We start from the raw sequence: 24,248 nt of genomic DNA, 5'->3' as shown, positions 1-24,248 counted from the left end.
CGCATTGTACACCAATGGCTGACGTTCGGACATACACCCTCATATACGTCGTACTGCTGGCGTTGGGTACGGGGAAATTCGTCTTCTTCACCTTCGACGACATCTTCACGTACCAGATGGCAATGGCTGGGACGATCATCTTGGCAGTCGCGAAGTCGTTGCTAATCGCAGGCTACTATCAGCACTTGCTCGAAGAACCACGAGCGATCACCTACATGATGGGGATCGCCGTGTTCATGGTCTTCCTGCTGACTATCGCGGCGGGCTATTCGATCCAGTAAGCGCTTCGCTCTCGTTTTGCGGCACAGTCCTGTCAGTTCTCAGTGTACTCGAGTGTTTAGAGCCCAGCGAACGGGTTCCTCGGCCCACCGGTTTGGTGTCTTTTGTCGATAGCAACGCGTCTGATAAACAGAAACGGCCTCGAGGCGAACATACAACTCGAGTGAACTCACTTTCGCTCCAGAATCTCTTTATTCGGTGACTACAGAGTGGACGTATCATGGCGGCTCACCGGGCGAGTGCGAGCGGACTCTCTCGCACCCTCTGTATCGCGATCGTTTGTCTGCTGTTGACGACGGCACTCGCCGGTCCTGCGTTCGCTGCAACCGGTAGCTTCGAGACCACCGTCGGCAACGACACTGTCACATCCGGCCAGGGCCACGCTAACTCACAGGACTTCGGCATCGATCCGACCGATATCGACGACACGATCGAGACGACCGACGGAACGGTCGAAGTGGTCGTCCGACTCAAGGAAGCGACAGTCCCCGCTGCTGTAAGTGCGGCTGAGACCGAACAACAGTTGGTGGACCACGCCGAGGACACACAGGAACCGCTCCTCGAGTACGCGGCCGATACCCGCGGTATCAGCACCGAATCGGCGTTCTGGCTCACCAATGCGGTGTTGCTCGAGGTCGATATCGACCGCGTGTCACTCGAGGCCGTCCAGGAGATCGAAGGGGTTGAACGAGTTCACGAGAACTTCGAACTCACCGTTCCCGGAGCGCCGTCGGCAACCGAGACGAAGCGTGTGCAACCGGAGTCGGCGGACGGGACGGAGACGGACAACTCCGATCACCGAACCACGCAGGGGATTAAACAGCTGAACGCACCCGACGTCTGGGATACGTACGAGACGCGTGGGGCCGGCGTACGGGTGGCGGTATTAGACACCGGAATCGACGCTTCCCACCCGGATCTCGACCTTCATACCGAGGACTCCTCCGATCCGACGTACCCCGGCGGCTGGGCGGCGTTCAACGAGACAGGCGATCGAATCGAGGGGGCAACGCCGTACGATTCCGGCACGCACGGAACCCACGTCAGCGGTACGGTTGCCGGCGGTGCAGCGAGCGGAACGCAGATCGGCGTCGCCCCCGACGTCGAACTGCTCCACGGCCTTGTCTTAAACGAAACGAGCGGATCGTTCGCACAAATCGTCGCCGGCATGGAGTGGGCACTCGAGGAAGACGCCGACGTCATCAGTATGAGTTTCGGAGCGACTGGCACGCACGAAGCGCTGATCGCCCCGGTCCGAAACGCCGTCGATAGCGGTGTCGTCGTCGTCGCGGCGGTCGGAAACGAGGGGGCAAAAACGTCGGGCTCGCCCGCGAACGTCTACGACGCGCTCAGTGTTGGCGCCGTCAACGGGAGCGGCGCGGTTGCCCCGTTCTCGGGCGGGCAACAGCTCAACCGAACTGACTGGCGAAACGCCCCGGAATCGTGGCCGTCATCGTACGCCGTTCCGAACGTCGTTTCTCACGGCGTCGGCGTTACGAGTGCCGTTCCGGACGGCGGCTATCGATCCATGCCGGGAACGTCGATGGCGACGCCTCACGTTTCGGGAACGATCGCGCTGATGCTGTCGATCGTTCCGGATGCCACTCCTGAGGAGATAACGACGACGCTGTACGAAACCGCCTGGACCCCCTCTGAAGTCGCTCAAGCGACCGAGACGTCGACGATGGACATCCGCTACGGACACGGTATCGTCGATGCCAGCGCCGCCACAGACGCCCTCGTCGAAACACGGGGCGGGACCCAAATCACTGCCGACGAATCGGTGGAAACGACGACGGACACTCGCGGCTCCCCGCCGTTTAGCGGGCTGGTCGCTGGTATCGTTTCGACCATCGTCGTCGCCGTGAGTTTCAGTGCGCTACTCGTCGCTCGATCCCTCGCTCGAGACTGACTACTGAGCCATTGTGGCGTTCGTTGTCGTCTCCGTTTCTGAAGCCGGACACTGGGCCGAATCGTCCTTGAATCGTTCTCGAAGTAGTCAGGTCCCTACTGGCCCGTCTCGCCTCTCGTCGACGTGCCCTGCACGCCGGTGAGCTATGCGATCGTTTTTCCCGTCTTCTCTTCGCTTCGAACCAGCAGTCGAGGGTCGTCTTCCTCGTCGAGACGGAACTGCGATAGCAAACAGAGACATGGGTAGCAACGGCTTTCATCCGATCCGGCTTGGTCCCTGTGCGCTTCGCTGGGAAGACACCAGCTGGCGGACGGCGGTTACAATTCACGGAGCAGCATTCGGTGGTCCACAAGACTCACAGACGCCACTACCGCACAGGTACCACTCGAGCGATCTGTGTCAAAACGAATCTTTCCGAAACCGAAACCCGTGTAGCGGGTGGCCGCTACATCAGGTAGAACAGCGGGAACAGGATGACCCACACGATGTCGACGAAGTGCCAGTAGAGTCCGAAGAACTCGACTGGTCGGTGGTCCTCGAGATACGCATCGACGCTCAGGATCCGGTAGATCATGAAGACGGCGATGAGCAGGCCGAGGATCACGTGGAGTGCGTGGAGGCCGGTCGTGACGAAGTAGATGGAGTACTCGATGCCGTACCACCAGTACTCACCCTCGGAGAACTTCACGCCGTATTCGTAGGCCTTGACGGCCATGAACGTCAGTCCCAGCAAGAGCGTCGCGCTCATCGCGCCGAGCAGCCCGCGCTTGTTCTTGCGCTCGGCGAAGACCAGCGCGAGGATAACCGTGAAGCTCGAGGTCAACAGCACGTAGGTGTTCAGCAGGCCGGGCCAGGAGGCGAACGGAACGGTGGTCCATTCGCTCCAACCCATGTGGAGGCGCATGAAGACGAATGCGCCGATTGCAGCACCGAAGACGACGACGTCAGAGGCCAGGAACACCCAGACACCCATCTTGGTGTTACCGACGCCCTCGAACGGCCATCGTTCGGCAACCGACATCTCCGGGACGTTGAACTCTTCGACACCGAACTTGAACAGAGTGTACCCGAGGATCGCGATACCGACCAGGACCAACGCCGGATAGATGATGCTGGCTTCGGCACCGGTTCCCATGAGGCCGTCGGGTTGGACATCGCCTGGCTGACTCTGTATGAAGTCGACGACGTACGGCGTAATCCCCGACAGACCGAGGAAGAACACAAAGGCACCGAGACCGATACCGAGCGGCCAGATGCTGGCGTGGTCAGCGTGTTCTTCCTCGTGGGCTGTCGCAGTGTCACCGTGGGCGGTCGCGACACCGCCGTCGGTGGCTGCAGCCTCGTCGTTGGCGAACTCGAGGTGGCCGCTCGCGTAGCTCGGACGGCCGTCCCAGTTCTCGAGTGGCGGCGGCGAGGGAATCGCCCATTCTGCAGTGCGGGAGAACTCCCACGGGTTGTCGGGTGCGTCGGGACCCGACACCCAACTCTTTGCGAACGTGTAGATCATGATCAGGAACGACGCGCCGAGGACGAACGCCCCGACGGTCGCTATCTGATGGTAGAACTGCATCCCTTCGCTGAAGTTGAAGACGCGTCGTGGCGTCTCCCAGGCGAGGAACATCGGGAAGTACAGCAGGTTAAAGCCGATGAAGTAGACCGCGAAGTTGAGTTTTCCAAGGGTCTCGGAGTACATCTTCCCGGAGATCTTCGGCCACCAGTAGTAGAGCCCGCCGATCAGGGCAGTGACGCCGGAGACCATCACGTAGTGGAAGTGAGCGACGACCCAGTAGGTGCCACGGAACTCGTAGTCGAGCACGACGGCACCGAGGAAGACCCCGGTAATCCCGCCGAGGATGAACAACACGAGTGCGCCAAGGCTGAACAGGAACGGCGTGGTAAACCGGACCCGCCCCTTGACCATCGTGTAGATCAGCGCGAAGACCATCAGGTCGAACGGTAACGAAATCCCGATCGTCGTCGCCATCATCAGCGTCTTGATCTCGAGATTAATCGTCGTCAGGAACATGTGGTGCATCCAGACGAGGAACGACTGCACGGCGACCAGGACCATCGCGATGATGACCCACTTCCGGCCGACGAGTCGTCGTCCCGTAAACGTCTGGAACGTCTCGAACATGATCCCCAGCGCGGGGAAGAAGACGATATACACCTCCGGATGGCCGAAGAACCAGAACAGGTGTGCCCACAGCAGGCCCGACCCCTGTTCCGTCGCGAAATACTGTGTCAGGAAGAGCCGATCGATCGATAGTAACAGCAGTGCGGCGAGCAGTGCTGCGAATGCGAACAGCATCATCCAGACGGTCAGCAGCCACGACCAGGTGAACATCGGCATGTTCCACAGACCGAGGCCTTCAGCCCGCGAGCGGTGGATCGTGACCAGGAAGTTCACCGTCCCGATCGTGATCGAGAACACGAACAACAGTAATGCGAGGACGACCGCATTGCCCCCGCTCGTTGCTTCCATCGCCGGCGTGTATGTCGGTACGTTCAGCGGCGCATACATCGTCCATCCGCCGGCGAACGAGCCACCCTGGAAGAACGAGATGGCAAACAGGACTCCCGAGAACAGATAGAACCAGTAGCTCAGCGCGTTCAGTCGCGGGAACGCGAGGTCCTTCGCACCGATCTGCAGCGGGACGAGATAGTTCGCAAACCCGGATGCAATCGGTGAGAGGAACCAGAACACCATCAACAGGCCGTGCGTCGAGACGGCCTGATTGAATTCATTCCCCGAAAGCAGTCCCGTACCACCGGCTTCCCACAGGTGTGCACGGAACACTAACGCGAGAACGCCGCCGAACAGCAGGAAGAACAGCGACGTCGCAATATAGAGGATCCCGACGTCCTTGTGGTTCGTCGTGACGAGCCACCGCTTGACGGACGTCATTGGTGGGAGGTCACTCATTCGTCGTCACCTCCGTCGTCGGTCTCATCGTCGTCCGTTTCCTCTTCATCATCGTCGTCGTCTTCGTCACCGTTTTCGTCTTCGTCGTCATCCTCTTCTTCTTCATCTCCGACGGTGTAGGTTTCACTTGCCGGACTGGTGACTTCGACGGTGTCCTCGATCGTGTCGAATTCGTCGTCTTCGAACTCGATGAGCAACTCGTACTCGCCACCTTGCTCGATCTCGTCGATAGTAACCGTCCCTTCATCGTCGAAGTCGTCGGCATCACGAGTGTACTCGAGGTCGGCGTCGTACTCGTCGTTGTTCTGGTGGACGAGCTGGACCTCGATGTTCTCGTCGGTGACGTTCGTAATCGCTTCCTCGTCGTGCGTCTCGATCGTGATGTCGAGCGTCAGTTGGTCGTCGAGCCACTGTTCGAACTCGTCTCCGTCCATGTCGTTGACTTCGACCGTTCCGGTCATGTCGGAGTGGAGATCACCGCAGAGTTCGAAACACTCGATCTCGTGTTGTTCACCGGCTTCTTCCGCGATAAACCACGTCTCGTCGTACTCGCCCGGGATCGCGTCCGCTTTCACGCGTAAGTCCGTGACCCCGAAGGAGTGCCAGACGTCGCCGGCAGTCACCTCAATTGCTACCGGATGATCTGCAGGCACGTTCATTGTTCCACTCTGTTGGACACCGTTCTCATACTCGAAGTGCCAGGCGAAACTGTCGCCGACAACCTCGACATCGATCGGCTCCTCCTCGAAGTCGTCCTCTGGATTCTCGACGTACAGAAGCATTCCGTACGTCCAGACAACCAGCGAAATAACGATGACCGCGCTGATTCCGAACGAGAGGAACAGTTTTTTGCCGCCCTTTCCACCTGTCGGTAACTCCCCAACAGTCGGGAGCGTATCGTCGTCTTTCGCGTCGCCGTTGTCACGATACTTGTACGCGTTGTACATTGTGTATGCGATCACGACGATGCCGACGAGTGTCCCGAGCCCGAGGAACACCAGGAAGATGCTCTCGAACACGTCCACACGCGTCCGCATCTCGTCTAACAACGGGATCGTAAGTGCGCTGTAGATTGTATTCACCTCGTTTGTAAACCGCTTATATGTCGGAGGATGATGGCCGGGGGCACTTATCTATTTGGAAACGCCCCTAACGCATCCGTCTCGGTGCCGCTAGCGCGGCGAATATCCGCTTCCCTCGCGGCGTCGGATCGTCCCCCTTCATACTCCTCACCAGTTACTCGTAGGGAGGGTCCTTTTTTCTATCGCTGGAATCCGGAATTCATGTTTTTGAACGGATAGATAGCGAGCTGAAAACGACTCGGTATCGAACGTGTTCGGCCCAGAAACGTCCGATCTCTATCGGCGGGGCTGATCTCCCGTCTCTCCTATCGATCAACGTGGCGGCTGTCGCTCGAGCGCGGTTCGTACTCTCGAACAGATGTTCCAAACCAGCGGAAGGTTCTATAGCGTTCGTCCCGAAATTCAGGTATGCCAGAAGAGGTCCTCTTTAAATTCGAACGGCAGATGGAACGGAGCGAGATCGCAGACTACCTTCGAACTGTGGCCGACAGCCTCGAGAGCGGCGGCGAAATCACGCTCGAGGCCGGCGGCGACTCGGTAACGATGTCGCCACCCGCACGGCCGACCTTCGAGATCAAAGCCGAGCGAGAGACCTCGAGTTCGGCCCCCGACGGACCGGGCGAACTCGGCCTCGAGTTCGAACTCGAGTGGGACGAAGGTGAGAGTGGCTCCGACGGCGGCGGCGAGCTCAACATCGAGTAGTCCGCTCCGCCTTCTCGGTCAACGTCTTGCACTCGAGCACCGACATCAGATCTCGACGACCCACACCCGAACCGTTTCCGGGAGTCCGTACACCCGCTGGAACAGCGCGTCGAGACACTGGGCGATCCGATTCGGGTCTGCTTTTGCGCTTACGTGTACGTTGACCCCGTCCGTGTCTTCGGGTCGGTGTATCTCGTCAATCTTGAACGCCGGAAACTCACCGAGAACTGATTTGAGCATCTCGAGTTCGTCGTCGGTGCAGTCGAGGTTGATTGTTCCGTCCCCGAACTGGATCCACGGTGTCCCAAGGTCGGGATCCAGATTCGGCGGTGAATCCGGATCTGAGTCGGCACCTGAACCATCGTCGCCGACTCGTTCGCGCTCATCGCCGCCCCGGGCGTCTTCGAGCGATCCATCACTGTCATCTGCGAACACCTCGTCGTCCACCTCGAGAGTCAAGAACCCACTCCCGCGTTGGCGGTGGGCCGTAATTGCGTCGACGTACAGTTTTCGTCGCTCCGCAGGATCGGCTGCGTCGAATCGTGTCATACGAGGGTAGATGTGCCCGTTTCTTTAAGCCTTTATGCGACGCCGGTCAAGAGTCCGGTATGGCACAGCCACGAATTCTGATCCTGGGTGCTCCCGGGGCAGGCAAGGGGACCCAGAGTGCAAAGATCACCGAGGCGTTCGACGTCGAACACGTCACCACGGGCGACGCGCTCCGCGCGAACAAGGACATGGATATCTCGGAGATGGACACGGAGTACGACACCCCCCGAGAATACATGGATCAGGGCGAACTCGTCCCCGATGAGGTCGTCAACGCTATCGTCGACGAAGCGCTCTCCCAGGCCGATGGCTTCGTCCTCGACGGCTACCCGCGAAACCTCGAGCAGGCCGAGGAACTCGAGGATATGACCGATCTGGACGTCGTTCTCTATCTCGATGTCGGCGAGGAGGAACTCGTCCATCGGCTCACCGGTCGTCGGATGGATCCCGAAACCGGCGAGATCTATCACGTCGAGTACAACCCGCCGGAGGACCCCGACGTTGAGGATCGACTCGAGCAGCGCGACGACGACACCGAAGAAACCGTCAAGGAACGACTGCGCGTGTTCCGAGAGAACACCGAGCCGGTGATCGAATACTACGAGGATGAGGGTGTACTCGAGCGCGTCAACGGCGAGCAGGCACCGGACGAGGTCTGGGAGGACGTGAAGGCGACGATCGAAGACGTGGCCTGAGCGGTTCGGTTATTGGTTATTGGTTTCTCACTTCGAGTTCGTGATGGGCGACGTTGAGGAACGTCAGCTGTGGCGGGAGTGCGTATTCTTCGGGATAGAGATCGATATCCGCATCAGTAAGTTCCGGATCGTGAGCAATCTCGGGACCACCTTGTAACCCAATAGAGGATGCGGCAATTGATCCGTCGCTTCCAGTATTCGATTGGAAACAAATCTGAACGTCTCTACACGCGTTTGAGTTTGCAAATTTGTTTTCTTCGTCAAACTCACCTTCGATCGGAGCGTATAGTATACCTTCGAGATAGGCTTCCTGCCCAGACCCAAACATTCCATGCATTTCCGAAGTCCCGTATATTTGCAAGTTTTCTGCGCTAACCTCCCCGTCTTCTTCTTTTCCGCAGGGATCGACGCAGAGATCACCCTTCGCGTGCAGATCCTCTCTAACGTAGATCTTTAAGCTATTCTCTGGATTATCTTCTGTACCTGTAACAAGAATTCTATTTCCGTGTTCCAGTTTCACACTTTCGTTTACGAGGAGTGTAATATTGCCTTCTGAGACATCAAATTCTACATTACCATTATCGAGGTGAACTGATTCAGTGAAGTACGTCCCATTTTCGAAGGCGCTTTCTGACCCGTCGATCGGGTCAATACGATTTTCGGGAACGTTCTCATCTTCCAACATTTCGTTGATTATCGGATCGAGTTCTTGAATACTCCCTGAGACGATTTCGTCATCATCGTATGACCCTCCACCTCCACTACTGATGTTGGCTTCCCCTTCTGGGAGGACCATACTTCCCTCGAATGCTTCATCGAACTCGAGATACCCAACACGAACCGTTACCTTTGCTGCGTCTCCATCGAGCTGTTCGATATCTCGAACGGTTGTGTCGCCCGCTTGCTGTTCGAAGAACGTGACCCAGCCGCGCCAGTATTCGCTCCTAATCGTGATATCGACACTTTCGTTCTCGACGACGCTCGACTCCGCATAGGTCGTCGTCTCGTTGTGTGCCATCGAAATGTCGCCGGACCCGAGCTGTTCGTCTCCCGTGACAGTGAGGACGGGCAACGAGAGGGTTTCCGTCTCGAGATCGTACTGGATGTTCGGCGAGGAGACGACGCGCGTTTCGTAGCCGGTCTCGCGGAACACGCCGCCGGCCTCGTAGGCGATCTTGGTCCCGTCGTCGCTTACGTACTCGACGGTCCCGAACGTCAGGTTGATGTCCTCGTCGAGGCCCTCGGATTCGACCTTCATGTAGCCCGTCTCGTCCTTTGCGATGGCTCCACTCTTTCCGGCATCGAGGTTGATATTGCCCGAGGTGTCCGGCCCAGCAGATACCCCGTCGAGGGACTGTCGCAACTCGACGAACGACTGTGAAATCCGTTCGTTTTCGGTCTCCTGCTCGACGTCGCCGATCGTCTCGCCGGCGACGAGAAAGATTCCGGCGCTGCCGACTGCGACCATTCCGATCAGGAGGACAAGGCCCATCAAAGTTGATTGGGCTCTCCGTGATGGAATGGGTAACTGGTCCCGGCGTGGCGCGCTCATACTCCCTTAATTGAGTGTCACTGTATTAGTACGGTCATTCGATCAAATACTTCATAACCGTTTATGTCGGCCTATATGTGGAAATAATATCGTCTAGACGGGCATAGAATTGGCTCATTAGGGACCAATAAACCCTAAAACATCAATAAACAATTTATCACCGATCAACTCTATTGGACTTTATTAGTCCCTGTCATCAATCGTATGGGTGGAAACACCGGTGTACAGGCATCAACGATTTCGTTCGCGGTCTCGCACTCGGACACATCGAGAATAGAAACGTGATGTGCTACTTTTCTCGTGACGGGTTCGTCGGGCTACTGATCGGCTTAATCACCGGTCCAATCGGGGGAGTAGCGGCCTACATCTGATAGTTGGACGAGCCGTATGCGCTCGAGTTAGCACTCATTGTCATTTCGGTCACGTGTCAGTCTGTGTGGTCGCGTCCGTCGTCGGCTACGTCACCCGTGGGTCATGAATAAATACGGGTTCGACCCGGCAGCAGCCTCTGACCCGCTTATCACCACAGTCAAGGACGTGACTGCCCTGCTAATCTACTTCGGCTTAGCGGCTGTCCTACTGGCCGAACTGTTGTAGAGACGCTCTACAATCACTGTTCACGTTATCAGTTTGGTTTTTTCTTTTCGGCAGGGAAACGGACAGATATCAGAACGCGTTCTCGTCCTGTCTATCTGAACGGAGGGGAAAATACGACCCTAGCTGATCACGATGGAACCAGCACCAACGGAAATAGTACCGGCCTCATCACTATCGAGGGTTCCTCCTCCTTCGACACTCGTATCGCGCGATTCGCCGTCAACACGAACGTTACGGAACGGATTCTCCTCGAGATTGACGTAGGTCCCGCCACCGTCAACCTGAACGAATCCGATCACGTCGTTGTAGTTTGGATCATTTGTACCAGATACGTTGTCCCGGTAATTCTCTCCGATATCCCACGCCGCATGGAACAGTTCGGTCTGATTGTCGGTGTAGAGATCATAATCACCATCATAGACATGGTCGTATACTTGTTGTAGCCCATTTTGGTCCATCGTCACCTCCATCATGAACGCGAAGTCTCGTGGGCCGAGTGTGAGATTGCCGTTCTCGTCGAGTTCGATGTCGTCAGTGCCGTCTTCGAAGACTTCGGTGACGTTTCGCTGTCGCGGATATCCTTCCTCGATCTCTGGTAGATTGTTCCGATCGGAATCTCGAGTCATGACGAATCCGGTATCAGAATCGGCTTCGTTACCGCCGCCTTCTGCTGTCGTGATCTCGGACCCAAAGTCGGCACACTCAAGATGATAGTAGTTGCTATCATACCCACTTTCATTGGAACTATCAACGCCAGCATATTCCCATCGATTACAGTTCCAATACGTGGAACTTATCGAGACGGTTCCGGTCACGTTCTCTTCGTCGTAGTTCCAGACCTCTTTCTGCGTACCGAAGGTATTTAGATTATGCTCGGCTATTGAATCGTCGTCGATGCTGTCTGCGGGCAGTGTGTTATCTTCGCCTTGTGGCGTCAGTTGAGTTTCTGTTTCGTTGACTGTGACAGATGCAGTTACCGGTGCCCATCGCTTGTATCGATCGAATTCAACCACTTCAGCCGACCCGTCTCCCTGCCAGCTCCAGTCACCTCCCTCGTGCCAGTTAAGTTCGTATCCGCCGTCCTCACTCCACTCTAATTCGTCAACGTCCCACTCCCAATGACCTTCAAACTCGTCCCAACATGTGAAAATACCACATTCTCTGATCCATTCTCCTTCAGCTTCCGGAGTAGTTCCATCTGTTGCAACCCATCCACCACGAGATGTCATCTCTGGTTCGTCATCAGGCGCATCTGGTTCGGATGGCACAAGGCTGAAACCAAGATTACCCGACCCCTGTTGGACCATCGAGCCGTCTGTCTCGTCGGCACCATTAATTACAACTGTTGCATCCGCAGTTGGCTTCACACCAGATGTTCCCCCGCCTTCTGCGGAAATTTCGGTACCAATAACGCTTGTACTTACGTTTGCTGGCTCAGTAATAATCACTTCACCTGGATCACCGATTTCACCACCCTCGATCTCGAACTCAGTAGATGCATTACACGTCCGTTCGTTACCAGCGGCACTGCATGTCTCGGGATCGTTTTCGATACTGACTGTGAGGTTGTACTCTCCGTCTGGAAGCGCGCTCCGGTTTATTGTCGATGTGATCGTGCTGTCGTTCCACGGTTGTTGTTTAATCGGTGTGGTAGATTCCCAAGAGACATCGACGACCTCTCCATCATCTTCAACCTGTTGATCACTATCGACACCGATTGTGACATTTCGTTCCTCATCATTTTCTCCGATATTCAAAAACCCAACCTCGAGGGAAACCGTTCCGTTATTGGGATCCTCAGTGACGTTGAGGCTGTCGTCTCGGAGTTCATAGTATGATGTGTTAGGATAGCTCAGGAAGAACTCGCGTTCAACAGAATCATTGACTGTACTGACGTTGTAGGTGTAGGCACCATATTGATCGAGATCTGTTTTCTCTGTTGAAATACTATCGACGGGGACCGTGAACGGTTTCGTCACCGACTCACCGGGTTTCAGTTCGACTTCGGTTTTGTTTTCCGGGTTTAGTGATAGCGTTACATTTTCCGCTCCCTGTGCGTGACCAATATTCCGAACCGTTGCGTTGGCAGATAAATCGCCGTTGTGCGAGACTATTCGATCGCCTTCGAGATCACTTACTTTGAATAGTGCATCGGATCTCGCATCTTCGATATATACTCTGACCTGATTTTCACTCGGGTTATGATCAATATCAACATCTCCTTCCATTGCTGATTGGAAATGTTGCTTCCACCCCTCGTGATACTCGCTTTCAATTTGTAACGCAAGATTGGTTCCGTTAGATTCCGTCGACGCTTCTTCTATTTGTGCAGCCAAATTCTCTGCTTTTTCGTCATTGATTTCTGCAATCGCTTCACCTCCTCTGATGTCACTTGCTTCGATCTGGACCGGTTCGACCGTCAATGAATTGTTATCGTATCGAATGGTTGGTGGAGAATAAACGGTCGTTCCATCAGATGTCTGTTCCCATATACCCCCTCCCTGATACGCAATCGTTCGTCCCTCTAATTCTGATTCAATTGTTCCGAGGGGATTGATTGTTGCATTGGGCTTGTGGTCCCATTTACCTGAGCTGGCATTCACCCATGCAATATACACCGATCCGTCTTCTTTGTATTGAGCATCCTCAAATGGGACCTCTTGTTTTTCGCCGGTGCCAATAACAGTTGCAAGTCCGTGGTCCATGACATCCATGGAATTACGTGTGTTTTCTGCTCTACTTTCGGACTCGAGCGAATCGATCAAACCCATTCCGGCGACGAGAACCAGTATACCAACGATAGCCACCATCCCAAACAATAAAATGAGACCCACCTGCGGAGATAACCCGCGTTTTCCCCCGATCGTGGTCCGCAGCCAGTCACCACTTTCTTTCATTATTTCGTACTGGTTTACATTCGATCATAATAAATGTTGGCTCAGCGTTTCATCTCCCTATTTTGGCTCTTTACTCTCTGAATAGAGAGGAGAACGAGGTGGAGTCGCAGCTTATTTTGGAACCACGATTCAGATTTGACGTCCACCTGATCCACGACCGAAGATAAACACTTGTATACCGAACGCCTCCTAGCCCCAAGCAGATGACGCGTACAGCGGAGAAGATCGACGACCTCGTCCGCGAGGATTCCTCGATGGCAGACGCTCTCGAGACCATCCGCGAGGAAGCCGACAGGAACGGGGGCGAGGTCAACTGGGCCGACGTCAACGACGACCTGTCGAGTGGACAGTGGGGTCGGCTGATCGAAAAAGGCGTACTAGTTGACGGTGACGAGGGGTTCGAAATCGCTGACCGGGAGGCCTACGACGAGGCGCTCGACGGGGACGGCGACAGCAGCAGTTACGGCGCCGACGTCGATATCGATGCCGAAGAATCCCAGTGGTCACAGTGGGATAAGTTGGCTGGCGTCGGCTCGCTGCTGTTGATGTTCGGCTACTGGATCGAGTCCGTTCGAGACACCGTTGGCGAGACACTCAATCTTGCGCTGGGGCCGCTCGACACCGCAATGCCATTTTATGCCGTGATCCTGTCCGTTGCACTCCTGACCGGCCTCTACTCGACGCTGTTGCAGGCGAATCTGATGAATCCCGAGATCATGGGGAAGTATCAGGAGCGCATGAAGGCGATGCAGGAGAAACAGAAGGACGTCCGCGAGCGCAAGAAAGAGGCCGAAGAACGCGGCGCCAGTGAGGCCGAACTCGAGCGTATCGACAACGAACTCGAGGAAGCTCGCGAGGAGCAGATGGAGGCCATGGCGGAGAACCTCGGGATGTTCAAAGAGCAGCTCCGGCCGATGGTCTGGATCATGCTGTTTACCATTCCGCTGTTCCTCTGGATGTACTGGAAGATCCACGGTGTGGGAGTCGAGGGAACCGTGGTGATGCCGATCGCCGGCGAAACTAGCTGGAACTCCGGACTTTTGGGTCCGATGCCGGCCTGGATTGTCTGGTACTTCCTGTGCTCGATGGGCTTTACGCAGCTGTTGCGCAAGTCGCTAAACATCGATATGACGCCGTCGTAATCTCGGTTGACGGTTCAGTTCTCCATTTTTCAGCTTTGCCGTCCCTATAGTAGCCACTGGAACGGTTTACACACCGATCGTACTCGAGCCCCACGGCTCGCGCCCACATCGCACACGGGTCGCGTTCGACGAGTTCGTCCGTCAACCGATTCAAAACCCATTTTACCCGGCACCTCGCAAACCCAGTATGTTACTGACCGTCTCTGGCCCGCCAGGAAGCGGGAAGAGCACCACTGCGGAGTTGCTCGCGGATACCTTCGATCTCGATCACATCAGCGGGGGTGATATCTTCCGGGAGTTGGCCGACGAACGCGGCTACACCCCACTCGAGTTCAACAAACTCGCCGAGGAAAACGACGAGATCGATCGGGATCTCGACCGGCGGCTTCGGGAAATCGCCGTGGCGGAAGATAATTTGGTTCTCGAGTCGCGGTTGGCCGGTTGGCTGGCCGGCGACGAGGCCGATTTCCGATTCTGGCTGGATGCGCCGCCGGCGGTTCGTGGCGAACGGATCGCGGAGCGCGAGGACAAGGATCCCGATCGGGCGACCGAGGAGACAAAAGCACGCGAAGCAAGCGAGGCCACGCGCTATCAGGAGTACTACGGGATCGATATCCAGGATCTGACGATCTACGATCTCTCGGTGAACACGGCCCGCTGGGAGCCCGATGCCGTGCTCGACATGCTCGTCACCGCCGTCGGAGAGTACGACGCCGCCGGCGACGAAGGACAGGCAACGGTTTCCATCGAGTACGAGTTGTAAGCGATGACGACGCGCCTTCGCGGTCCACCCGACGACCGAACGCCCGTCGAACTGCTCACCTTCGGTGTCGTCAATCTCGATAAGCCGCCCGGCCCGTCCTCACACCAGGTCAGCGGTTGGCTTCGGGATGCCGTCGCAGAGACCCTTTCCGAATACGGGGCGGACGCGACGATCGAGCAGGCGGCCCACGCGGGAACGCTCGATCCCAAAGTTACGGGCTGTCTCCCCGTCATGCTCGGCGAAGCGACCCGGCTCGCGCCGGTCTTTCTCGAGGGATCGAAGGAGTACGTCGCCGTCCTCGAGTGCCACGGGCCGGTGCCGACCGACGCCGAGTCGGTCATCGCCGAGTTCGAGGGGCCGATCTACCAGAAGCCCCCGCGGAAGAGTGCGGTGTCGCGGCGGCTTCGCGTGCGTGAGATTTACGATCTCGAGGTCCTCGAAACCGGCGAGCGGCAGGTTCTCTTGCGTATTCGGTGTGAGAGCGGGACCTACGTTCGGAAGCTGTGTCACGATCTGGGACTCGCCCTCGGGACCGGTGGGCACATGGGTCATCTGCGCCGATCGGCGACGACGCCGTTCAACGACAGCGATCTCTACAGTGCACACGACTTTCTCGACGCGCTCGCGTTCTGGCTCGAGGACGACGATCCCGCCTTCCTCTACGAAGTCGTGGATCCGGCCGAACGGATCCTCGAGGGGATTCCGTCGGTGACGATCGCCGAGAACGCGGCCCGCGAGGTGGCAAACGGCGCGCCGGTGTACGCGCCGGGCGTCCTCGAGGTCGAAGAGGGAATCGATCGGAACGCGCTGGTCGCCTGTTACACGCCGAACGGGGCTGCCGTGTGTCTCGGGAAGTTCGTCGGGGATCCAGATGCGGACAGTGGCGTCGTGGTCGATCTCGAGCGCGTGTTGGTCTGAGACGAACTGCTGTACCGAGTGACCGGTACATCACGGACGGCTGGTGGTCGATCCGGTGCGGAATTCAGTAGACCGAGAGGTTCGAGACGGTTGAGGCGGTTGGTCTGTTGTGAGGGCTGCTAAACTGTGATAGTTGTGACGTCACACGGTTATGAATGCTCGACCCTGCTGTTCCTCGCTGGTCCGGATTACTCGAGGTCGTTCGGAACCCTCGTTGACGAAGTCGGGCCAGCGGTCGACGAGGGCCGTAATCGATAGCGGTGAGCAGGGCAGTGTTGCGTGTTTACATGTCAACCCCTCCCACCATACTGCGACAGTGTGTTAGTACTCAGTATGGGGAACACGACCAGTCGGCGCGAGATACTGCGCCGAACGGGTGCGTTGACGACGGCCGGTGCAGTGGGTATCGCTGGTTGTCTGGACGAACAGGCTGACGGCAACGGCGACGACCAGTTGCGAATCGGCGCGATCCAACCCGTCTCGGGCGAACTCGAGTACTACGGACAGATTAGCCTGATGGGGTTTTACTCCGGACTGGCGTACAAGTACGATCTCGATCCGATCGAGGAGATGACGACGGGGACGTACGAACTCGAGCCGGACGACGGGCCGTCGATCGAAATCATCGTGCAGGATACGGCGTTCGATCCGTCGACGGCACAGCGCGTTGCGGAGGATCTGGTCGTCGACGAGGACGTCGACCTGCTGTTCGGCGGCTCCTCGTCGGACGGGGTTCGAAACATTATCCCGAACGTCGTCGACGAGGCGGACGTACCGTTTATCATCGGCCCGGCCGCGGACGGCGATATCACGGTCTCGGGCGACCACTGCCATGAACTGGCGTTCCGCGCGAGCGAACACACGGCGATGGACGCCCGCGCTGGCGGCCGATACGTCGCCGAACAGGGCGACGTCTCGACGGTTGCCATCTTCGCCGCGGAAGGGGCCTTCGGGCAGGGAGTGGCGAACAACTATCAGGAGGTGCTGGAAGCGGAAGGAATCGAGGTGCTCGAGCCCAGATTCGTCGAACAGGGGTACAGCGAGTTCGAGGGGATGTTTGAGGAGGCGATCGACCAAGGTGCCGACGGCGTCGTCGGCGGCTTTACCTTCATCACGTTGCCCGAGTTTCTGCCAGCGGCGATGGCCTACGACGAGGTCCAGGCGTTCGGAGGGTTCGCCGAACTCGTCACGACCCAAATTACGGGCCAGACGGTCGAGGCGACCCTCGGCGAGGACTTCACCGAAGAGGACATCCAGGAGGCGGGTCTCGGCCCGTTCACGACGCGCTATCACTGGAATCAGTACGACAACGAGATCAACGACGCGTTCATCGACATGCACACTGACGCCTACGGACAGGTTCCGGACCTCTTCAGTGCTGGGACCTTCGTCGGTGCCTCGGCGCTCGCTCAGGCGGTCGAGGAAGCCGATTCGACCGACGGCCAGGACATCGCCGAGGCGATGCGCGGGATGACCGTCGAGGCCACGCCGAAAGGTGAGAACGCCTACACCTTTCAGGAGCACAACAATCAGGCCGCCTCCGAAATGACGGTCGCCTGGCCGGTCCCGACGGAGTCGGAGTACGAAGACACCTGGGACGCGTCGGTAATGCCGGGTGAGCCGATCGAGACCTATTCGGCGGCGGACGTTATGGTACCGGCCGACGAGTCCACTTGTGATCTCAGCTGAGCTGATTCCATGTTACTGTCAACTCACGGACTCACCAAACGCTTCGGTGGCATCACTGCCGTCGACGCCGTCGATTTTACGCTCGAGGAAGGCGAACTCTGCTCGGTAATCGGACCGAACGGGGCCGGGAAGACGACGTTTTTCAACCTGCTTACAGGCGTTCTCGAGCCGACTGCGGGACGGATCGAGTTCAGTCCGACGGACCCGGCCGCCTACGGAAACGAGGCCGAAGACGGCGTCGTCGATATCACCGACGCTGCCCCCTACGAGACGGCGCTGCTCGGACTCCACCGATCGTACCAGATAACAAATATTTTCCCGACCGTTTCGGTGCTCGAGAACGTTCGGATCGCGGTTCAGGCCCATCGCGGCGGGGATTCCTGGCGATTCTGGCGGAACGTCAACGCGTTCGACGACCACGTTACGGAGGCCGAGTCGATCCTGCAACGGATCGGGCTAGCGGCCGAAGCCGACCGAACCGCCGAGAATCTCAGTCACGGCGAGAAGCGCAACCTCGAAATCGGGATCGCGCTCGCCGGCGATCCGGATCTGCTGTTGCTCGACGAACCCACGGCGGGCGTCTCGAGCGAGGATGTCGGTCAGGTGACCGAAATCATCGAGGACGTCTCCGAGGACCACGCGGTGCTGTTGATCGAGCACAACATGGACGTCGTGATGGGGATCAGTGACCGCGTCGCCGTGTTGAATCAGGGTGAACTAATTGCCCAGGACGAACCGGAAACGATCCGCGAGAGCGAGGCGGTCCAGCGGGCCTATCTCGGCGGGTACGACCCCGACGGGGCGGCCACCGGGACCGACGCGGACGACGGCGGCGAATCGGGGGTGTCCGCCGGATGAGCGCCGGCCGGCGGCGGATCATCGAACTGACAGCGTCGTCTCCCGCGGAGGTGGTGGCGTGAGCCTGCTCGAACTCACGGACGTCCACACCTACTACGGTGAGAGTCATATCCTGCAGGGGGTCGATCTCGCCGTCGAAGAGAGCGAGATCGTCGCCCTCATCGGTCGCAACGGTGTCGGAAAGACGACCACGCTCCGATCGATCCTACAGCTCACGCCGCCCCGGGAAGGAACTGTCCGGTTCAAAGGCGAGGACGTTACCGGCGATTCCACCCACGACGTGGCCGGACGAGGGATCGGCTGGGTACCGGAAGAGCGGCGGATGTTCGGCTACCTCACCGTCGAGGAGAACGTTCGGGTCGCCGTTCCGCCCGAGGCCGATTTCGAGGCCGAACGCGAGTACGTCTTCGATCTGTTCCCCGACCTCGAGCGATTTCGCGAGAAGGAAGCCAGAAACCTGAGCGGTGGCCAACAGCAGATGCTCGCAATCGCACGCGGGATGGTCGGGAACAACGACCTGTTACTGGTCGACGAGCCGAGTGAGGGGTTGGCTCCGCTGATCGTCGAACAGGTCGTCGACGCGCTGCGGGAGGCCTCCGCCGAGACCACGCTGGTCCTGGTCGAACAGAACTTCCCGCTGGCGATGGATCTCGCGGATCGGTTTTACCTGCTCGATCACGGGACTGTCGTCGAATCGGGCGCGACGGACGGCGTCACCGCTGACGACGATCGGATTCGGAGGTATCTCTCAGCATGATCGGCTTCGGTTCGTCGCTGGCGGTGTTCGTCGACGCTCCGCTGCTCGTCGACGCGTTCGGACGGTTTTTCCAACCCGACACCCTCGCACGGCTTCTCGTCGAGGGGCTCGGAAAAGCGGCGATCTACTTCATCATCGCCGTCGGACTGACGCTCGTCTTCGGTCTCATGGGCGTGCTCAACTTCGCCCACGGGGCGTTCGCCATGCTCGGTGCGTACATCGGTGGCGTCCTGCTCGTCGTCGGCATCTCGAGCACCACGGGATCCGGCGTCAGAATCCTCCTGTTCATCGCCGTCGCAGCGGTGATTTTCGCGTTACTGACGGCCTTCGGCTCCGCGCTCGAGGTCGGGCTCGTGCGGCCGATCTACGACCGAACGCCGATGTACCAGATCCTGCTGACGTTCGGCGTCGGACTGATTCTCGAAGAGACGGCGCGGATCCTCACGTCGGCTCGCGGCATCCAACCCGAACCGACGTGGACGGCCGCGGCGTCGACGATTCCGGCCGTTTTAGACGCGCGGTACTCGATCCTCGGTGCGAACATCCGCGGGTTCTACCTGTTCGCGATCGCCGCCGGCGCGCTGGTTGCGGTCGCCGTCTGGGCGTTCCTGACCCGAACGCTGTACGGCCTCTACATTCGCGCCGGCAGCGAGGACGCCGAAATGGTCGAAGCGCTCGGGATCGACGTCCGCAAGGCGTTCACGATCGTCTTCGGACTGGGAACCGGGCTCGCCGCCGTCGGCGGAGTCTTTCTCATCTGGGATCCGACCTACGGGCCGAGCGTCCTGCTCAACATCGACGTGCTGCTGTACGCCTTCGTCGTCGTCGTCATCGGCGGGCTCGGCTCGTTCAAGGGGACGCTCGCGGCGGCGGTGATCGTCGGCGTCACGGACTCGCTGACCACCTGGCTGTTCAACACGGGCATCGTCCCGTTCCCGGGACTGTCCGAGGTGACCATTTTCCTGTTGCTGGTGATCACGCTGGTCATCCGTCCACAGGGACTGTACGGCATCGAGGAGGTGGGCGGCCATTAGCCCCGCTCGTGACGACCGGGCCCGCGAAGACGGCGGGACGAGTTCCGACGTCGACGGGCCCGACGCCGGCCTCGCGGAATCGACCGATTCCGTGGACACCGTGACCGACACGACGGCCGCTCACGCTCGAGACGACGAGCACTGGCTCCGCGAGTACGCTCGGGAACACGTTCCACACCTGCTCGTTATCGCGCTCTTCGCGGTTTATCCACCGATATACGGGCTCTTGCTACGGACGCCGCTCAGCGCGGAGGCGAACGCGTTCTTGCCGGGAACGACGTTTCTGATCGCGATGCTCTTCCTGGGACTGTTCGCGATGAGCTTCGACTTCATCAGCGGCTACACCGGCTACCTCTCCTTTGGTCACGCCGCGTTCTACGGCGTCGGGGCGTACTTCATCGTGCTCGTAGCCAACGGAGACGTCCCCGGCATTCCCGCGGGGACGCCGTTCGTGATCACGATGATCGTCGGTGGACTCCTCGCCTTCGGACTCGCGCTCGCGATCGGAGCCGTCTCCTTCCGGCTGTCTGGGGTCTACTTCGCGATGATCACGCTCGGGTTCGCGCAAGTCGCCTACGAACTCGTCCGCAACTGGAACTACGTCGCCGTGAATCCCCAGGACGGCCCGACGCTTAGCGGTCCGACACCGGAGATCGGAATTCCGTACGTCGACTCGGTTTCGATCGCCCTCGGACGGCTCGCCGGCGACAGCTTCGAGAACGTCCTCGGGCTCGGGATCGATATTTCGGCGACGCTAACGTCGTACTACGCGATCGGCGCTGTCGTCCTCCTCAGTTACTTCGCGATGCAGCGGCTCATCCACTCGCCGTTCGGCCGCGTGATGATCGCTATCCGCGAAAACGAGGAGCGAGCGGCGGCAATCGGCTACAACGTCTTCTGGTATAAGATGGTCGCGTTCGGCTTCAGCGCCTTCTTCGCTGCGATCGCCGGCGCGCTGTTTGCCGCGTTCTCGAGGGGCGCCTCGCCGGACGAAACGTTCTACTTCCTCGTAACGGCCGACGCGTTGATCGTCACGATCGTCGGCGGGATCGGAACGCTCGCCGGCCCGTTCTTCGGAACGGCGTTCTACGAGTGGCTCGAGGACATCCTTTCCTCCGAACAGGGCGGTCTCGCGCCCTACCTTCGCGGGATCCTGCCCGACGGCGTGTTGACGGCCGACATCGCCGGGATTACGATCGCCGATCTGATCAACACGGTTGTCGACGGCCGCGCGCCGCTGTTCCTCGGCATCGTCTTCGTGCTGTTCGTGCTGTTCGTCCCCAACGGACTGCTCGGATCCGTCCGCGACCGACTGGGGAACACCGTCGGCAAGTACGTCGGCGGTCGTCTCGAGCGCTATCGGCGCTAAATTCCATCCTTATTTTTGTTGAGATGGGGGCTCGAAAGGGCGACGATCGGCTGTTGCTGAGAGCTCTGGTAGCGGGGCAATCGTTACACTGCCACCCAAAAACGACACGCTTAAACAGCAGACGACCATCGATTCACGTGCGGGACCGTGGGGTAGTGGTATCCTCTGCGGATGGGGTCCGTAGGACCCGAGTTCAATTCTCGGCGGTCCCACTCGAAATTATCTAAGTGTTCATTGTCGGGCACCTCAACCCCTTGAGCCTGCCGAAAATCCAATTCTCGGTTTCGGTATATTGCCACGTAGCCGACAGACCGGCCGGAGGTGGTCGGCGTGACGATCGCGCCGTGGCCGTCGGTCGACAACTCGACGTGCAAACACTGCGGGTCGTACGTTTCGGACCGCTTCTGCCGCGTTTACGGCGACAACAGTGACCGCGCCCACCGCTGCGGAGACTGTGACTCGTATCGCCGACTGACTCGCGGGTCTGCAGCTGGTGTCAACGTTGGCATTCCTATTCCGGAGAGGGCCGCCGGTCACCACGGAGGTGAGGCCGATGTCTGAGTTCGTCCCGGCGAGCCGACTGTACGATGTCGAGGGTCGGACACCCATAGTCCATCGGCTCATCACGCGACTGACGGTGACGTTTGTCGTGTCTTTAACGAAAGCTGGGACGTTCGTGCTGACGACGGTAACGCCGGCAGCGGGACTGAACGCTCCGGAAAGAGGCGACTCGAAAAGTGGATGCAGCCAGGTTACAGTGGAATCGACCACTCGTGACCGCATTCCGTACACTCGAAGTCAGCTATCGCCCCGTCGTCGGAAACGTATTTAGCAACCTGTTCGCCCAGTCCGTCGCACTCAGAACAAAGAGAAGTTATCAATATGTCTGAGATAAACAACCGACCATTCTTTAGCTCTGGCCCCAACTATGTGTGTAGTTCATCTCTCGAAAGCATCCTGAAACTCCACGGTCCTCGCACGTTTCTGTCGGTTATCGAGTATTAGTAGGGCAACCGATGAGCGCCTCGTCAAATCCATTGCGTACACGATCGAAAGCGGTGGCGAGCGATGATTCGACTCAAGGAGTGGTGACGGCGTCGTTTTGGCGTGTTCTGCTGATTCAAGAAATCAACCACGGGAGAGGTAGCGACGAGTCGCAAGTGCTGACAGAAATTTATCGTTAGAAATAGTTAATGTGGTGGGGTGATGATACCGATAGTAATAGGGATTGGTGCATGGAAGAGGCAACTCAGGAAGAGGTCGAAGAAGCGATTCTGGCGGCTGAAAAGGAAGACGCCGACAGGATCATCATTGCAGACGAGTAGGCAGACTCGCAAGCGCCGAAATTACCGGCCAGACCGGTAGCGTCTCGAACGAATCCAAATCGCGACCGGCGGATATCGGCCACGAGTTGACCGCCGGAGGCAAGGTGATTTATGCTGCTACGCTATCTATGGGAGAGTAAGTAATACATGCCGTATGATACGCCATATCGTCTTGTTCTGGATGACAACGATCGGCCCAGCGTGAGAATCATCGAATCGGTCCGCGCTATCACCGGCTCGGCGAGAGACGAGTTGCGCCCGCTCCATTCTGCGATCGATGCAGAATCGCTGGATACCTTACACCGGACGAACGTCGAGACAACCGTGTCCTTCGAGTACGAAGGCTTCCACATCACGGTCCACCCGGACGGCGAGCTACTGTTTCGAGATCCGGAGTCGATTCACACGAAACTCGAGACGGCGTCGAACGTGTTGCTGTTGGCACCGAGCAAGGACGACAAATCTCTCTGTACCGATCTACTCCATCCACACCCACCTGAAAACGAGAACATCCTCAGCGTCGTCACCGATCGAACGGTCGAGGAAGAAGCGAACTCGTGGGCGGGGACGAATCAGCCCCAACCCGCCGAGCGAAAGGTGATCAGCCTCGGCGAGTTCGCACGCTCGGCGGGGACGCGGACAGTGACGCTTCCCGACTCGACCGAGGCAGATCTGATCGGTGACGAGGCGGATCTCTCGACGCTCGGCGATCGGATCCATCGGTCGCTGACGGCGTGGGAATCGAATAGCAACGTCTCGACGATCTGTTTCCAGTCCGTCGATTCGCTGATCGATCACACGGATCTCGAGCAAACGATCTCGTTTTTCCACGCGCTCTTGCCGCGCCTCGAGGAACTGGACAGCATCGCCCACTATCATCTCGATCCGCTCGAGTGTGAGCAGTCGGAGGTAAACGTGTTGTTGCCGCTGTTCGATGCGGTTATCTACGAAGATGGCGAGCACACCGCCCGATTGTAGCCGACTCGTTCGAGCTTTCGGTGCCGGCATCCGCTCGCTGCTAATCGACTCCAGCACGGATCACTCTTCTACCGCCAATCACCCTCGGTAACATAGAAACCAACGGTAGGGGCGCTGAACGCATCCAGAACCACTCTGTACTGCTTTGTTGAATAGCTGCTGAATGGTAGTTAGAGTGGTTCACAGAGCTTTTCTATGTTGATGATGGCGAACATGAGGACAAT

At 58.3% G+C, this 24,248-nt stretch carries 19 protein-coding genes, 1 tRNA gene and 1 pseudogene; 16 read left to right on the top strand and 5 right to left on the bottom strand.

The features are described from left to right. Positions 1 to 14 precede the first annotated feature (14 nt). Positions 15 to 281, top strand: a complete 267-nt coding sequence (locus GS429_RS08920) for a cytochrome C oxidase subunit IV family protein (protein WP_160064733.1) — start codon at positions 15 to 17, stop codon at positions 279 to 281. A gap of 218 nt (positions 282 to 499) precedes the next feature. Continuing rightward, a complete protein-coding gene (locus GS429_RS08915) occupies positions 500 to 2,191 on the top strand; it encodes a S8 family serine peptidase (RefSeq protein ID WP_160064731.1) in 1,692 nt (563 codons plus the stop codon). Between the two features lie 445 nt (positions 2,192 to 2,636). Here GS429_RS08915 and GS429_RS08910 read toward each other — a convergent pair whose 3' ends face one another. Together GS429_RS08910 and coxB are read right to left on the bottom strand one after the other, a co-directional pair. Beyond that, a complete protein-coding gene (locus GS429_RS08910; protein WP_160064729.1) occupies positions 2,637 to 5,117 on the bottom strand; it encodes a cbb3-type cytochrome c oxidase subunit I in 2,481 nt (826 codons plus the stop codon). After that, positions 5,114 to 6,154: a cytochrome c oxidase subunit II gene (gene coxB, locus GS429_RS08905; RefSeq protein ID WP_160064727.1), complete on the bottom strand. Its 1,041-nt coding sequence runs from the start codon at positions 6,152 to 6,154 to the stop codon at positions 5,114 to 5,116. The genes GS429_RS08910 and coxB overlap by 4 nt, the downstream gene beginning before the upstream one ends. A gap of 453 nt (positions 6,155 to 6,607) precedes the next feature. On the opposite strand from coxB, the gene GS429_RS08900 reads away from it, so the two are divergent. Continuing rightward, entirely contained in the window at positions 6,608 to 6,901 is a 294-nt protein-coding gene (locus tag GS429_RS08900; RefSeq protein WP_160064725.1) for an amphi-Trp domain-containing protein, read from the top strand. 45 nt (positions 6,902 to 6,946) lie between these two features. Here GS429_RS08900 and GS429_RS08895 read toward each other — a convergent pair whose 3' ends face one another. After that, positions 6,947 to 7,450: a DUF7975 family protein gene (locus GS429_RS08895; protein ID WP_160064723.1), complete on the bottom strand. Its 504-nt coding sequence runs from the start codon at positions 7,448 to 7,450 to the stop codon at positions 6,947 to 6,949. A gap of 59 nt (positions 7,451 to 7,509) precedes the next feature. Between GS429_RS08895 and GS429_RS08890 the strand changes: the two genes are divergently transcribed. Continuing rightward, entirely contained in the window at positions 7,510 to 8,145 is a 636-nt protein-coding gene (locus GS429_RS08890; protein ID WP_160064721.1) for an adenylate kinase, read from the top strand. Between the two features lie 16 nt (positions 8,146 to 8,161). Here GS429_RS08890 and GS429_RS08885 read toward each other — a convergent pair whose 3' ends face one another. After that, entirely contained in the window at positions 8,162 to 9,697 is a 1,536-nt protein-coding gene (locus GS429_RS08885; protein ID WP_425438197.1) for a DUF7289 family protein, read from the bottom strand. A 186-nt stretch (positions 9,698 to 9,883) separates the two neighbouring features. Here GS429_RS08885 and GS429_RS22470 point away from each other — a divergent pair. Beyond that, positions 9,884 to 10,294 (top strand): annotated as a pseudogene (locus tag GS429_RS22470) (magnesium transporter); the annotation flags it as partial. 119 nt (positions 10,295 to 10,413) lie between these two features. Here GS429_RS22470 and GS429_RS08875 read toward each other — a convergent pair. After that, on the bottom strand, positions 10,414 to 13,191 hold the full coding sequence (locus GS429_RS08875; RefSeq protein WP_160064717.1) for a DUF7289 family protein: 2,778 nt from the start codon (positions 13,189 to 13,191) through the stop codon (positions 10,414 to 10,416). 203 nt (positions 13,192 to 13,394) lie between these two features. Between GS429_RS08875 and GS429_RS08870 the strand changes: the two genes are divergently transcribed. From GS429_RS08870 to GS429_RS08820, 11 genes are all read left to right on the top strand, one after another. Then, positions 13,395 to 14,333 carry a DUF106 domain-containing protein gene (locus GS429_RS08870; protein WP_160064715.1) on the top strand — a complete coding sequence of 313 codons (939 nt, stop codon included), beginning with the start codon at positions 13,395 to 13,397 and terminating at the stop codon, positions 14,331 to 14,333. 187 nt (positions 14,334 to 14,520) lie between these two features. After that, complete coding sequence (gene cmk / locus GS429_RS08865) at positions 14,521 to 15,096, top strand: (d)CMP kinase (protein WP_160064704.1); 576 nt, start codon at positions 14,521 to 14,523, stop codon at positions 15,094 to 15,096. A gap of 3 nt (positions 15,097 to 15,099) precedes the next feature. Further along, positions 15,100 to 16,014 carry an RNA-guided pseudouridylation complex pseudouridine synthase subunit Cbf5 gene (locus GS429_RS08860; protein ID WP_160064702.1) on the top strand — a complete coding sequence of 305 codons (915 nt, stop codon included), beginning with the start codon at positions 15,100 to 15,102 and terminating at the stop codon, positions 16,012 to 16,014. A 333-nt stretch (positions 16,015 to 16,347) separates the two neighbouring features. Then, complete coding sequence (locus GS429_RS08855) at positions 16,348 to 17,703, top strand: ABC transporter substrate-binding protein (RefSeq protein WP_160064700.1); 1,356 nt, start codon at positions 16,348 to 16,350, stop codon at positions 17,701 to 17,703. Between the two features lie 9 nt (positions 17,704 to 17,712). Further along, the gene (locus GS429_RS08850) at positions 17,713 to 18,561 is read left to right on the top strand and encodes an ABC transporter ATP-binding protein (RefSeq protein WP_160064698.1); all 849 of its coding nucleotides are present in this window, start codon (positions 17,713 to 17,715) and stop codon (positions 18,559 to 18,561) included. Between the two features lie 58 nt (positions 18,562 to 18,619). Next, entirely contained in the window at positions 18,620 to 19,318 is a 699-nt protein-coding gene (locus GS429_RS08845) for an ABC transporter ATP-binding protein (protein ID WP_328821313.1), read from the top strand. Next, positions 19,315 to 20,352 (top strand): branched-chain amino acid ABC transporter permease, encoded by a 1,038-nt coding sequence (locus GS429_RS08840; RefSeq protein ID WP_160064696.1) that lies wholly within the window; start codon positions 19,315 to 19,317, stop codon positions 20,350 to 20,352. Before GS429_RS08845 ends, GS429_RS08840 begins: the two co-directional genes overlap by 4 nt. 100 nt (positions 20,353 to 20,452) lie before the next feature. After that, positions 20,453 to 21,721, top strand: a complete 1,269-nt coding sequence (locus GS429_RS08835) for a branched-chain amino acid ABC transporter permease (RefSeq protein WP_328821312.1) — start codon at positions 20,453 to 20,455, stop codon at positions 21,719 to 21,721. A 141-nt stretch (positions 21,722 to 21,862) separates the two neighbouring features. Next, positions 21,863 to 21,933 (top strand) — tRNA-Pro (locus tag GS429_RS08830). 109 nt (positions 21,934 to 22,042) lie between these two features. After that, the gene (locus tag GS429_RS22145; protein ID WP_328821311.1) at positions 22,043 to 22,282 is read left to right on the top strand and encodes a DUF7563 family protein; all 240 of its coding nucleotides are present in this window, start codon (positions 22,043 to 22,045) and stop codon (positions 22,280 to 22,282) included. 911 nt (positions 22,283 to 23,193) lie between these two features. Beyond that, complete coding sequence (locus GS429_RS08820; RefSeq protein WP_160064694.1) at positions 23,194 to 24,024, top strand: DUF7504 family protein; 831 nt, start codon at positions 23,194 to 23,196, stop codon at positions 24,022 to 24,024. The last annotated feature ends 224 nt before the right edge of the window (positions 24,025 to 24,248 follow it).

The sequence above is a fragment of the Natronorubrum halalkaliphilum genome (assembly GCF_009834785.1).
Classification (GTDB): Archaea; Halobacteriota; Halobacteria; order Halobacteriales; family Natrialbaceae; genus Natronorubrum; species Natronorubrum halalkaliphilum.
The sequence above is the reverse complement of the archived record's forward strand: the minus strand, read 5'-3'. Positions and strand labels throughout refer to the sequence as shown.